Raw genomic sequence first — 13,635 nt, forward strand, 5'->3', positions numbered from 1 at the left:
CCGGCAGCCTATGTGGGCCGCCGCGCATCAAGATTGACTTCGTTTTCCTTAAAGCGGTCCGGGTCCAGCGGGGTGGGCCGAGCGTGTAGCCTGCCGGGGTGCGTCTGGTGCCGGTGCTGGGGCTGCTGCTGCTGATCGCCGGCCTGCTCCCGATGCGGCCCGGCGGCGGGGCCTGGGTCCTGCCCGGCGGCCTGACCTTTCTCGCCTCTCCCCTACCTGCTCCCGACCGCGCGGCGCTCGACGGCGAGGCGCTGAACGCCTGCCCACCCCCGGCCGCGCGGCTCGACCGGCTGCTCTACGAGCGTACGCGCGGCGAGGGCGCGGCCCTGAGCTGCGGCAACGAGGTCCTGGGCCTGATCCATTTTCCCAACCCCGACGCGGCCTACAGCGACCAGCCGGCCAACCCCCAGGGAGGCTTCGCACTTGTGGAGGCGCAGCTGCGCGCGGCCCGGCGCGAGATCGTGCTCGCCAACATGCTGTGGGAGGAGGGGCAGGACTCGCCCGGCGCGGCCGTCGCCCGCACGCTGGCCGAACTGCGCCGCGACGTGCAGGCCCACCCGGAGCGCTACCCCCAGGGCCTGACGGTGCGCGTGCTGCTGGGCCACTCCATCCGGCTGGACGCCCTGACCGACCCCGCCGCCAACGCCTTCACGGCCGCGCGGCAACTGCTGGCCGCCGGCATTCCCCTGACCGGCGACACCGTGCCCGGCTGGCGGCTGGAGCTGGCCGACTACCGTTACGCCGCGCCGCATCAGCACGCCAAACTGATCGTGGTAGACGGCCAGGACGTCATCGCCGGGGGCTTCAACCTGAGCTGGATGCACCTGCCCGCCACGACCCGCGCCCCGGACGCGCCCAGGGGCGGCGGACAGGACCTCACCGACCTCGCGCTGCGGGTGCGCGGCCCGGTCGCGCGCCACGCCCTGGCCGCCTTCGCCGACGGCTGGGCACACAGCGACCTGCTGGAGTGCCGCGCCGCGCCCACCCCCCAGACCGTGCGCGAGGTCTGCACCTTCAGCGGCCGGGGCACGCTGCCCCTGACGTGGGCATCTCCCGCCGCCACGAGCGGAGATGCCCACGTGTACGGCCTGTATCGCCGCAGCGGCTACGAAACCCAGGACGACACGGTGGCCGAGCTGTTCGGCGCGGCCGACCGCCGTATCGACGTGATGCAGTCGCAGGTGAGCGGCACGCTGGGCTGTAGCCTGAGCCTGACGCTGCCGGGCCTGTGCCGCTTTCCCGAGGACCAGTTGCCGGTGTGGCTATCGGCGGTGCGCGCGGTGCGCGAGCGCGGCGTGACCCTGCGCCTGCTGCTCGACTACGACCCGCTCCTCCAGGTCGAGGGCCTCTCGCTGCTGGGCAGCCTGCGCGCGGCGCTGGCCCCCGAGGGTCTGGCCGGGCATGTCCAGGCGCGCTGGTTCGCCGGGGCGGGAGGCCTGCATACCAAGGCGGCCCTCATCGACGGCGAGATGCTGACGGTGGGCAGCCAGAACCTGCACTTCAGCGCCTTCGGACCGGGCGGCCTGAGCGAGTACACCCTGGCGACGAGCGACGCCGGCACCCTGCGCGCCTTCGGGCGGCAGTTCGAGTACGAGTGGGCGCGCGCGCAGCCGGTCACGCTGCCTGCCTGGGTGCCCTGAGGCCCAGGCCCAGGCCCGCGCGTCCCCGGCCCCAGCCGCAATTGGGCCCCCCGTCCCGGCAGCCTCGCCGCCCGCGTGCTGAAATGGAAGGCGTGAGCGCGCCTGCCCCCCGTCCCCCTTCTCCGCACGACCCGGCCCTGGCCGGTGCGGGCCGCGTGCCGACCCAGGTCGTGCTCGCGGGCCTGTTCATGATCAGCACGACGCCCTTTCTGGCCGGGCTGCTCCAGGGACAGACGGGCGACTTCGCGCGCAACGTGCTGTACGCCTGCGCCACGGCGGCGCTGCTCGCGCAGGTGTGGCTGGGCAGCGTGTGGGCCTGGCGCGTGACGGTGGGCCTGAGCATGTTCACGGGCGTGCTGGTGTTCATCGTGGGGATGCTCGCCGGCACCGTGAGCTGGCAGGGCTGGGTCATCAGCGTGGCGGGCATGGCCTATATCGCGCTGGGGCTGCTGCTCGTGGGGCATCCGGCCGTCCGGTCCTTTCTCGACACCCGCTGGGAGGCCCGGCGGACCCGCCGCCTCGCCCGCCGGGGAGGCGCGCGGTGAGCGGGCGGCGCTTCACGGTGCAGGGCACCAACAACGCCTTTACCTGCCGCTCCTGCGGGGGCGAGGTGCTGCCGCTGCGCAACGGCTCGGTGCGCAACCACTGCCCCCACTGCCTGCACAGCCTGCATGTGGACGTGCTGCCCGGCGACCGCGCCAGCGACTGCCACGGCGACCTCGTGCCGGTGGGGGTCGAGCACAGCGGCAAGAAGGGCTGGATCGTCGTGCACCGCTGCGCGAAATGCGGCCACCTGGGCCGCAACCGCGCCGCCCTCGACGACCCCGAGCAACCCGACGACTGGGACGTGCTGATCGCCCTGAGCCGCCGCGAGGCCCCCGGGGGCCGGGGCCTGTAGGTGCGGCCCTGTGCCCCCACCGCCCACGCCCTTTCAAGACGAGGTCAAGGGCGGCGGCCGGGCCGGACGGTATGCTGCATTACATGGAAGGACAACAACTGACCCACCGCGCGGCGACTCCGCCGCTCTCGGCGAGCGTCTGGGTGCTGGCGGTGCTGGGCATCGGCGCGCTGCTGGGCATCGGCACGGCGGCGGCGCTGCTGGCCCGCAAGGACCGCCCCCTGCCCGACGACCCCGACGAGCCGCTGTTCATCTGACCGGTCGCCTGCGCGCTCACGTCCCTCACGCGCAGGCTCTAAGATGGCGCGAATGGTTGGCCGCCCACCTCTCCACTCCTCCGTCACCGCGTCCCGGTCCTTCCGGGGCGCGGTGACCTGTGCGGGGCGGGCATGAGCCGCCGGGCCGCCGCACCGCGCCGGCGCCGGGAACGCCCCGCGCGGCGCTGGCCCTGGGTGGTGCTGGGCTCGGGACTGCTGCTGGGCGGCGTGGTGGCCTACTCGCCGGCCCTGTTCGGGGGGCTGCTGCTCTCCCGTCTGGGCGGCGGCGTACAGGCCGGGCGCGTCACGGGACCGCTGTGGGCCCCCCGCGTCGAGGACGCGCGGGTACAGGTTCCGGGCGTGAGCGCCACGGCGGGCGCGGCGGGCGTGACCGTCACGGGCCTGGACCCGGCGACCCGCACGGTGCGGATCGCCGTGGACCTCGAAGGAGCGAACGCCGACCTCAAGCTCGGTGAACTGCTCAAGGGCGGCGCGGCGGGCGGTGGGGGCGCGGCGGGCGGCGGCTGGAAAGTCGTCGTGAGCGGCGTGAACATCCGGGACTCGCAGCTACGTGTGGACGGCCGGGGGGTCAACGTGCCCGACCTGCGCGCGGAGGTGGACCAGGACGAGGACGGCCGCCTGAAGGTCAAAGGCTCGACCGGCGACGGCAAGTTCACGGCTGGGGTCACGGTGGCCGAGACAGCGGCCGGCACCAACCGTTTCACGGTGGATGTGGACGCCGACGCCCGCATCGCGCGGCACTACTGGAAGGGCATCGAGGCCGGGCGCGTCACCGGGCGCTACGTGGTGGGCGACGGCCCCCTACGCGGCGACCTGCGCCTGAGCGGCGGCGAGGTGCGGGTGCCCGAAGCCCGGTTCGTGCGCGTGACCGGCGTCACCGGGCGCGCCACGCACCGGGGCGAGCAGATCGGCTTCACGCTGGCCGGCCAGGGCTGGGACGGCCCCGTCACCGCGCGCGGCGGCGTGGACCTGAAGGCCCAGAACTGGACGGTCAGCGCCGACGCCTCGCCCACCGTCGCCGGGCTGGCGCGCGCCGTGGGGACCACCGGGCAGGGCACGCTGAAACTGCGCGTCACGGCGGGCGGCTGGACCACCGTGCGCGTCAAGGGCTACGCGCAGGGCGAGGGCACGCTGGCGGGCGTGCCCTTCGAGGCCGCCAGGGCCGAATACACCTTCCTGAGTGCCGATACGGCAGGTGGGGCCAGCCAGACGGTGAATGGCCAGACCAACGACCTCGCCTTCAGCGCGCGCACCCGCGTCGCCGGGGCGCAGACCCTCACGGGCCGCTGGGCGCTCGGGCGGGCGGGCGTGGCCGAGTGGAAGGGCGACTTCGCGGGCCGGGCGCTGGACCTCACGGCGGGCATCAACGCGCGCAACATCGTCACGCTGGAGGGCGCGGCGCTCGGCGGGCCGCTCGAAGCCCGCTACGCGCTCAAGGGCGGGCAGCTCTCGGCCACCCTGAACCCCGACTACGGCGCGGCGCGCGCGCGCGTGGTCCTGAGCGGCAGCCCCGAGGACCTGCAGGCGACCATCACCGGCGCGCAGGCCGGGCCGCTGGCCCTGAGCGGCAGCGCCCACTACGACCGCTCGGGCCTGCGCGCCGCCCTCGACCAGCCCGGCGGCGGCGCGGTACGGCTCGACCTCGACCGGCAGCTGCGCGGCGAATGGGCTGTCCGGAACCTCCGGGGCGCGGGCGCGACCCTGGGCGGCAGCGGCAGCCTGAACCTGACCGGCGGCGCCCTGAGCGGCAACGTGCAGGCGCAGGTGCCGGGGCTGGAACAGCCGCTCAGCGGACCGCTGGACCTGAACTTCATCGGGCGCCGGGCCACCTTCCGCTCGGGCGAGCAGGCGCTGACCTGGGACGGCGAGACCTTCAGCCTGCGCGCGCGCGACCTCGCGGTGACGGGGGGCGCGGCGGTGAGCGGCGACCTCTCGGTGAACACCAAGCTGGAGGCCGTGGGCACCCTGCGCGCCGAGGGCAACGGCTACGACCTGCGCGCCGAGGCGTCGGGCACCACGGCCCGCGTGCGCGGCACGGCCGGCGGCGTGACCGTGCTGGCCGACGCCGACCTGCGCGCGCCCTACCGCACGACCGCCCGCATCGAGGGCACCGACATCCGGGGCAGCCTGAGTGTGCAGAACGGCGTGCGCTTCTCGCTGACCACGCTGGGCGACACGGCCAGCGGCCTCATCGACGGCGCCGACTGGCAGGCCACCGGGCGCGTGAACCTCGCGGCGCTGCGGCCCCTGCTGCCCAAGGTGTCCGGGCTGGGCGGCACCGTGGACCTGAACCTCGCGGGGCTGGGCGGCACGGCGCGGGTGCAGGCGCAGGCGGCGGGCGCGGCCGTCGCGGGCACCCTGACCCGCCGGGGCAATGTGGGACAGACGCCCATCGGCACCGTCACGGCCGACCTGCGCGCGGCGCTGCCAGTGGGCGGCGACACGGCCGGCGCCACCCTGACAGGCCGGGTCTACCCCGACGTGCAGGCCAGCGGCGCGGCGACCTTCATGGGCCAGACCCTGCGGGCGACTGTCAGCGGACCCTACGGCGCCCTGGGCGCGCGCCTGAGCGGGCGCACGGGCGAGCTGTCCTTCGGCGGCGTGAGCGTGCCCGCGCAGGACATCAATGTGACGGGCACCCTGACCCCGGCCCTGAGCGCCAGCGGGCGCTGGGGCAACCTGGGCGTCACCTACGACGGGCGCAGCGGGCTGGTCCGCGTGGCGGGCGCGCAGACCCTGACCGCCTTCGGGCAGACCGGGCAGGTGCAGGGGCGGGCCACCTGGGGGCCGGGCCGCGGGGCGAATGCGGGCTTCCGGGGCGCCGTCGAGGCGCGCGGCACGCTGGACCAGTACACCGTGGCCCTCAGCGGTCCCTGGGAGCGGCTCAATGTCCTCGTGACCGACGGCGAGGGCCTGCGCGCCGAGGGCCGGGCCTCGCTGCCCGCCGGGCGCTACGACGTGAACGTACGCGGCCCGCTGACGGTGCCGGGCGCGGGCGGCGACGGACGGCTTTTCGTGGACGGCAACATCCAGGGCACCGGGGCCAGCCCGCGCGGCACCCTGAGCGTGCGGGACAGCGCGGGCGGCGCCGCCACCGTGACCCTGCGCGGCTTCGACAACCTCCAGGTGGATGCCCGGCGCCTGACCCTGGGGGGCCAGACCCTCGAAGGCCGCCTGAGCGCGGCGAACGGCGTCCTAAGCGGGCGCCTGCGCGCCGGGCCGCTGGACGTGGTCGCGGCGGGCGGGCGCATCTCGGCCTCGGGGACGGTGGCGGGCCAGACGGTCAGCGCCTCGGGCCGCCTGACCCTGCCCGCGACCGTCTCGGACCTCAACCTGCGGGTGGATGGGCCCTACCTGAGCGCGCGGGCCACCGGCGGCGTCTCGAACCTGCGCGGCACCGTGCAGCTCCGGGCGCAGCGTTTCGGATCGGGCGCGGCGGCCCTGGTCGTGCCGGCCCAGACCCTGCCGCTGAGCGGCTCGCTGACCGGGGCGCGTGTGAACCTGGGCGGCCTGAGCTACGCGGGCGGCGCCTGGGCCGGGCGCCTGGGCCTGCGCTACCGCCTGGAGAGCGCGGCGGGCACGCAGCCCAGCACGCTGGCGGTGGCGGGCGACGGCGCGCGCCTGAGCGTGCTGCCCTCGGGACCGCTGGGCGGGCGCCTCCAGGTGCTGCCCAGCATCGGCGGCACCCTGACGGCCGACCTCGCGCCCTTCTTGGGCCTGCTGCCCGAGAACCTGCGCGCCGTGGTCCGCCCCGGCCAGCTGATCGCCGAGGTGCGCGCGACCGGGGCCGACGTGTCGCTGCGGCGCACCCAGTACGCGGGCGCGCCGCTGGGGCTGGACGCGCAGCTCGACTGGCGCGGCGGCGTGAGCACGCAGGGCCTCGTCGCCCAGGGCGTCCTGACCCACCCCGGCACCCGCCTGCCGGTGCGCCTCGCAGGCGGCACCCTGAGCGTGAGCGGCGGTCGGCTGGACGCCCGCGCGCTGGCCCCCCTGCTCGCCGACTCCGGCCTGCCCGATGTGCGCGGCGCCGCGACCCTCGACCTGAACGTGCCCGGACTGGAGTTCGCGCGGGCCAGCGGCACCCTCGGCGTGGACCTGCGCGCCACCAGTGACGAGGCCCAGGACGTGCGCGGGCGCGTGACCCTGCGCGGCGGGCAGCTCGCCGCCGATCTGGCGGGCACGGTGGCGGGCGTCTCCGCGACGGTGCGCGGCCCGGTCTACCCGCAGGCGGACGCGGCCCTGACCGTGCGTGCCCAGGCGCAGGGCGGCCCCCGCCTGAGCGCGACCCTGCGCGGCAGCGCCGCCGAGACGCTGACCCTCACGGCGACCGGCGCCTACGCAGGCCGCGATCTGAGCCTGAACGCCAGCGGCCAGAACCTGACCACGGGGGCGGCGCGGGCCACCATCCGCGCGGCCACGTCGGGCGCGACCCTGGACCTCGGCCTGACGCGCGGCGCGGGGGACGGCCTGGGCGCGTGGCGTGTCGCCGGGCAGCTCGCCGCGCCCGACCTCCAGGCCCTGGCGGGCGTGCAGGGCGCCCTGAGCGCCACGCTGGGCGGCACCCTGGCCGACCTGCGCGCGCAGGCCAGCGGCGAGGCGGCCGGGGCGCGCTTCACCGTGCCGGCGCGGTACACGGACGGCACGTTGCGCCTTCAGGGGGCCACCGCCACCCTGACCGGCACCGCGCTAGCCGGCACCACCCTGCGCGCCTCGGGGCCGGTGTACCCTGCCCTGGCCCTGAGCGCCCGCGCCGACGTGAACCGGGTGGTGCCGGGCCGCTTCACCGCGCAGGTCGGCGGCACCTTCGCCAAGCCCGACGTGAACATTCAGGGCCTGCTGACCGGTGCGGTCGGCGGCGAGAACGGCGAGGGGCTGGCGGTCGCCGGCACGCGCCTGAGCGCCCGCCTGCTGGGCCAGGACTGGAAGGTGGCCCTGAGCGGCGACGCCGTCAACGGCCCCGTGCGCGGGCGCCTGGGCACGGCGGCCCCCGGCGGCCTGCTCAATGCCCGCCTGAACCTGCGCACCCGCTACCGCAGCGGCGGGACGGACGTGGCCCTGAACGGCGCGACCGGCTGGAACGCCCGCGCGGGCTGGCTGGGCACCCTGCGCGCCGTGGGCACGGTGCCGGGCGGAGCGCTGAACGCGGCCCTGAACGGCGGCGGCGCCCTGGCCCTGAACGGCACCCTGGGCAGCGGCGCCAAGCAGGCTAGCTTCAGCGGCCTGCTTGGCGCCGACCTGCCGCTGCGCCCGTCGGGCACCCTGACCCTGAACCGCCTGGACGCCGGGGCCTTCTGGGGCCGCGCCGGGCAACTGGGCGTGGGCGGCACCCTGACCCTGGGCGGCAATGCCTGGAACCGCGTGGAAGCCACCTTCGCCGGGCGCACCGAGGACACCCTGGGCGAGCTGAGCGGCGACGTGCGGGCCAGCTACCGCGCGGGCGACGTGGCCCTGAGCCTGAACGGCCCGGCCCTGAGCGGCGCGGCCACCCTGAAGGGCGGGCGTTACGACGCGACCCTCAAGACCCCCTCGCTGCGGCTGGCGCGGCTGCTGCCGGCCTCGCTGGACGTGGACGCCCTGACCTTCGCGGGGACGGCCGAGGCCCACGGCACCCTCGCGGGCGGCCCCGAGAGCTTCAGCGCGCGCAACCTCGCCCTGCGCGGCGAGCAGGGACAGGTGGGGCCATTCAGCCTGTACGGCTCGGCCGAGTACCGCCCGCAGGGAGACGTGCTGAAGGCCGACCTGCGCGGCAGCCTGCGCGGCGGCCTGCTGAGCGCCCAGGGCAGCCTGCCCCAGGGCCTGAACCTGCGCGTGAGCGGCGTGTCCACGGCCTACGCGGGCGCGGCCTCCTTCGGCACGGGCCCTGGTGGAAGTGGCAAGGTGGACGCGGCCCTGACCCTGGCCGGGCAGGTGCGCGACCCCACGGTGTCGGGCACCCTGAACGCCGTCACCGACCAGCTCGCCGCCCGCCTGACCCTGAGCGGCCGGGCCAGCGATCCGCACCTGCTCGCCCGCGCCGAACTGCGCGGCGAGGGTCAGGGCGGCACGCTGTACGCCGACGTGCAAGACCTCGACCTCGCGGCGGGCACGGCGCGCGCCAGCGTGTACGGCAGCGTGCAGGCCGCCGGCAACCGCGCCGACGTGAAGCTCCAGGGCCAATGGCCCCAGCTGTCGGGCACGGTGCAGGCCAAGCTCGGCGCGCTGGCCGATCCGCTGACCCTGCGCGGCGACGGCCGGGGCGGCTACGCGCTCGACGCGGGGCGGCTCGGCGGCGGCGACCTGACCCTCACGCGCACGCAGGGCTTCGTTCCCACGCTGGCGGGGCGGCTGAACCTCACGCCGCTGGGCCTGGTGGCGGGCAGCAGCGGCCGGGCCAGCGTCGCCGCGACGCTGGGCGGCACAGTGGCGGCCCCTACCCTCGCCGCGACCGTCACGACGAGCGGCGCGGCGGTGTCGGGCGTCTCGCTGGCCGACCTGACCGGCACGCTGACCGGCAGCCTCGGGGACCTGAGCGGCGCCCTGAGCCAGAACGGGGCCGAGGTCGCCCGCCTGAGCGGCCAGACGCTGACCCTGCGCGACTTCGCGCTGGAGGCCGCCGGCAGCCGCGTGCGCGTCAGCGGCACGGCGGGCCTGAACGGCGTGGCCGACCTGGCCCTGAGCGCCGCCGGCAACGTCTCGGGCAACCTCAAGGCGAGCTACCGCGCCCAGGCGCTCGCGGTGCAGGGCACCCTGTCGGCGCAGGGCCTGAACGCCAACCTGAAGGTCAGCGCCGACCCCTACACCGGCTGGCACGGCTCGGCGCGTGTCTCGGGCGGACCACAGGGCGTACTGACCCAGCCGGCCGACCTCACCCTGTCTGGGGCCTTCGCGCGGCCGCTGCTGACCGGGACGGCGGGCCTGCTGGGCGCGGGCGCGCGGCTGGTGGCCGACGCGCGCGGCGTGCAGCTGCGGCTGGTGGACGGCCCCGGCGCGACGGCCAGCGGCGCGGTCGAACTGCGCCCGGACGAGGCGGGGCAGTGGCGCTGGCTGGGCGCGACCAGCCTCACGCGCCCCGAGCTGAGCCTGAGCGTGACCCCGCGCGGCCTCCTGGCCGACCCCCAACTGGTCCTGAGCCTGCGCCGGGGCGAGTGGCGCGCGGCGGGTACGGCCAGCCGCGCCGCCGCCGACCTGAGCGTGAGCGACGGCGAGACCTCGGGCCGCGTGAGCTGGAACGGCGAGCAGGTCACGGCCGACCTGCCGGGCCTGGACCTCGCGCGCCTGGACGTGGACGGCCTGAGTGGCCGCCTTCAGGTGAGCGGGTCGGTCAACTCGCGGACCCGCGACGGGGCCTTCTCCTTCCGGGTGGCGGGGGTGAGCGCGCCGCAGGACCTGCCGTACCTGGGCCTGCCGCTGGCCGGCGACGTGAGCGGCGAACTGCGTCTGGCGGCGGGCCGCCCGAGTGTGCAGGCCACCGCCGCCCTGAGCGCCGGCACCCTGAACCTCGCGGCGGCGCAGTCGGCGGCCGGCCCCTGGACCGGCACGCTGGCCGGGCAACTGCGCAAGGACGCGGGCACCCTGAGCGTGAACCTGCGCGCCGCCGACACCGGCCTGAGCGGCAGCGTGGGCGTGACGAGCTACCCCGTCGAGCTTTCGGGCCAGACGCTCACGGTGGGCGGCCAGATCGCGCTGAGCGGCCAGAGCTTTACCGGCAGCCTGCGGGCGGGCAACGCGATGGGCAGCGCCCAGGTCACGGCCGAGGGGGGTCTGGCCGACCTCGTGCCGGCGCTGGGCAGGGTGCTGGCCGTGAAGCCCACCGGCGAGGGCTACAGCGCCCGCGCGATCCTGAACGAGGTGGACCTGAGCGAACTGGGCGTGCTGCCCGGCCTGGGCGGTCAGGTGAGCGGCGAGGCCAACCTGAACGACGGCGGCGGCACCTTCTTCGTGCAGTCGGCGGGCCTGAAGCTCGGCACGCAGACCGAGGCCGCGCGCGTCGAGGGCACCCAGGTCGCCGGCAACTGGCGTCTGCGCGGCTACCTGGGCCGCTCGCAGTTCACGGCGGGTCTGGGGGGCGGCGAGGTCTTCGGGCAGGCGACCCTGCAGGCGCTGCCGCTGGGCGCCCTGGTGGGGGCCGTGACCGGCACCACCCCCGGCGAGGGCGTCGTGACCGGCATCGCGCGCTTCCGCCTGCCGCTGGCGAATCCGGCCGCCGGCACGGCCACCGTCGTCGCCGAGCGCATCCGCGTGAGCGCCAGCACGGTGGGCGAGGCGGCCGCGGCGGCGGGAACAGCCTCAGGGACGGCCACCACCCCCGCCACCAGCCCGGCGATGGGCACCACCGTGGACAGCTCCAGCGGCGTACGCACCGAGACGCTGGTGGGCAGCGGCACCCTGGACTACGCGGCGGGCGAGCTGCGCAGCGTCAACATCCAGCTCTCGGGGGCAGGCACCTGGGACGTGCGCGGGCAGTACACCCGGCAGAAGGTGGACCTCAGCGCGCAGTTTTCGGGCACGACCTTCACGCCGGTCCTGCGCCTGATTCCCGGCCTCGCCGAGCTGCAACCCAGCCTGCGCGGCACCCTGACCCTGAGCGCGGCGGGCACCTATGACCGCCCGCGCGGGCTGCTGCGCGCCCAGAACCTCTCGGGCAGCGTGGCGGGCCTGAGCGTGCAGGTGCCCGAATTTGCCGGCGACCTGCCCGACAGCGGGGCCTTCACGGGCGGCGGGCGCGTCCTGACCGGCGGCACGGTGGGCACCGACGGGCGCGTGGACCTCCGGGGCCAGCTCACGCTGGGGCGGCTCTCGGGCACGCGCCTGAGCTTCAGCGGGCTGGTGGCGCCCGAGGCCCTGGGCGCGCTGCCCAACACGACCGTCACCCTCTCGCAGCAGAGCGCCGGGGCCGGGCAGCCCGAGCGCTGGACCGTCGCGGGTCAGAGCGAGAGCACCAACCCCGCGACGGGCGCGGGTACCCTCACCCTGAACGGTACCCTCTCGCCGCTGGACCTGAGCGTCTCGGCGCGCAACTACAACCTGCCTCTGGCCGTGATCTACGGCCGCGACAGCGCCCTGACCGGCGACCTGCGCGCCGTGACCGAGGGCCAGCTCATCCGCGTGAGCGGGTCGGCCGACTTCGCCCGCCTGACGCTGGGACGCGTCAACTCGCCCACCACCATCCCCGGCCCCGGCGAGAGCGCCGAGACGAACACGGGCGGCCGCACCACCGACAATTTCGCCAGCCCCCTGCCCGAGCAGTACACGACCTTCCCGCAGGCGCAGCAGGAAGGCGAGGGCCAGGCCCCGCAGCGGCCCTTCCTGGAGCGCCTGATCCTGGACGACCTGCGCGTGACCGCCCCCAACGGCATCCGGGTGGACGAGAACCTCGCGCGCGCCGAATTCGGCACGACCGGCCTGACGATCTCGGGGACCGGCGCGCGCCCGCGCATCCGGGGCGAGATCCTGGCCCAGCGCGGTAGCCTGTTCCTGCGCGAGAACGAGTTCACCATCACCGAGGGGCGCGTGGGCTTCAGCGGCGAGGGCCTGTACCCGACCTTCAACATCACGGCGCGCGGCACGGTGCCCGGCACGGTCATGGTGGACGGCCGCTCGGTGCAGCAGCAGGTGCCCATCGTGCTGTCGGTCGCGGGCGACTTCCGGACCGTGGCGGGGCGGCCCAACGTCCTGAACCTGACTACCACCCTGAGCTGCGCCGAGAACAGCGGGGCCGCCTGCGTGAACCCGGCCACGGGCGCGGCCTACGGCGAGCCGGAGCTGTACGCGCTGGTCGTGACCGGCGTGCCGGACCTCGCCAGCCTGCCCAGCAACCTGGGGACCCTGGGGGCCAGCGCCCTGCGCACCGCCCTGAACGTGTTCGTACTGGGCGAGATCGAGCGCACCCTGGCGCGCGCCCTGGGCCTGGACGTGTTCCGCCTGACCCCGACCCTCTCGACCGATGGGGACGTGAACGCCACCATCACGGTCGGGTCGTACCTCACGCGCGAACTGTTCTTGCAGTACCAGACCGACCTCAGCGGCAACGGTCTGGTGGACGCCTCGTACAGCACGCCCGACGGCCGCTTCACCTTCCGGGTCAGCACGCCGCTGCGCGGCCTGAGCCTGGAGAGCATCCGCCCCAACTTCAGCGCCGACTACAACGTCAGCCGCCGCACCAGCCTGAGCCTGGGCGTGACCACCACCCCCAGCACCGGCTCGGACCCCGAGAGCACGCGCGTGCGCTTCGGCGTGACCTACCGCTTCGGCGTGCGCTGAGTCGCGGAGGTGGCCGGGAGCGGTCGCGGTATACGCCGGCCGCTCGGACGGACCCCACAAAAGCGCGCCGCCCCGGCACAGCGACCGGGGCGACACTTCAGGGCCGGTTCAGCTTCAGGCGCTGACGCTGGCGCGGGGTTCCAGGGCGTAGAAGGCGACGATGGCCACCAGGGTCCCGACCCAGCCGGGGGCGCTGCCCAGTTCCAGCTCGAAGATGCGGCCCAGCACCGTGCTGCCGAGCTGCCCCGAGAGGTGCTCGCCCTGCTGCTGCGCGACCACGTTCCAGCCGACGATGGGCTCACCGAAAAAGCCGGTCACGCGGTCCACGCCGCGCAGGGTCAGCTTCTGGCTGCCGACGTTGCCGCGCAGTTCGCCGGCTTCGAGCTCGATCTTGACGCTTTCGCGGCCGACCGTGCCCTGCACGCCGCGCTCGGTGATTTCGAGTTCGATGTCCTTGCCGTGCAGCTTGCCGCCCGCGCGGCCCACGATTTTGTCGCCCTCGATGGCGCAGCGGATGTCATAGCCGTCCGCACCCCCGAGGCGTCCCTTGATGAGGTCTTCCATAACCGCGAGTATAGCG

General features: G+C 75.6%; 6 protein-coding genes. 5 read left to right on the forward strand and 1 reads right to left on the reverse strand.

Features of this window, described 5'->3' with window-relative positions; genetic code table 11:
* Positions 1-98: 98 nt before the first annotated feature.
* The 5 genes from DGO_RS10635 (at position 99) to DGO_RS10655 (ending at position 13,055) form a co-directional block, all read left to right on the forward strand.
* A complete protein-coding gene (locus DGO_RS10635) occupies positions 99-1,640 on the forward strand; it encodes a phospholipase D-like domain-containing protein (RefSeq protein ID WP_043802031.1) in 1,542 nt (513 codons plus the stop codon).
* An 83-nt stretch (positions 1,641-1,723) separates the two neighbouring features.
* Positions 1,724-2,185 carry a hypothetical protein gene (locus tag DGO_RS10640; RefSeq protein WP_050920780.1) on the forward strand — a complete coding sequence of 154 codons (462 nt, stop codon included), beginning with the start codon at positions 1,724-1,726 and terminating at the stop codon, positions 2,183-2,185.
* Positions 2,182-2,538, forward strand: coding sequence for an RNHCP domain-containing protein (locus DGO_RS10645; protein WP_043802034.1), 357 nt, complete (start codon positions 2,182-2,184; stop codon positions 2,536-2,538). The genes DGO_RS10640 and DGO_RS10645 overlap by 4 nt, the downstream gene beginning before the upstream one ends.
* An 83-nt stretch (positions 2,539-2,621) precedes the next feature.
* Entirely contained in the window at positions 2,622-2,795 is a 174-nt protein-coding gene (locus DGO_RS23835) for a hypothetical protein (RefSeq protein WP_169331009.1), read from the forward strand.
* A 132-nt stretch (positions 2,796-2,927) separates the two neighbouring features.
* Positions 2,928-13,055, forward strand: a complete 10,128-nt coding sequence (locus DGO_RS10655; RefSeq protein WP_083847275.1) for a translocation/assembly module TamB domain-containing protein — start codon at positions 2,928-2,930, stop codon at positions 13,053-13,055.
* A 114-nt stretch (positions 13,056-13,169) separates the two neighbouring features.
* Here DGO_RS10655 and DGO_RS10660 read toward each other — a convergent pair whose 3' ends face one another.
* Positions 13,170-13,619, reverse strand: coding sequence for a hypothetical protein (locus DGO_RS10660; RefSeq protein ID WP_043802041.1), 450 nt, complete (start codon positions 13,617-13,619; stop codon positions 13,170-13,172).
* Between the last annotated feature and the right edge of the window lie 16 nt (positions 13,620-13,635).

Origin of the sequence: Deinococcus gobiensis I-0, from assembly GCF_000252445.1 — a bacterium.
In the GTDB taxonomy this organism is placed as follows: domain Bacteria; phylum Deinococcota; class Deinococci; order Deinococcales; family Deinococcaceae; genus Deinococcus; species Deinococcus gobiensis.

Bases quoted from the DNA above. Each gene is read 5' to 3' on its own strand.
- DGO_RS10660 (WP_043802041.1), bottom strand. From the start codon at position 13,619: ATGGAAGACCTCATCAAGGGACGCCTCGGGGGTGCGGACGGCTATGAC.
- DGO_RS23835 (WP_169331009.1), top strand. From the start codon at position 2,622: ATGGAAGGACAACAACTGACCCACCGCGCGGCGACTCCGCCGCTCTCG.
- DGO_RS10640 (WP_050920780.1), top strand. From the start codon at position 1,724: ATGGAAGGCGTGAGCGCGCCTGCCCCCCGTCCCCCTTCTCCGCACGAC.
- DGO_RS10655 (WP_083847275.1), top strand. From the start codon at position 2,928: ATGAGCCGCCGGGCCGCCGCACCGCGCCGGCGCCGGGAACGCCCCGCG.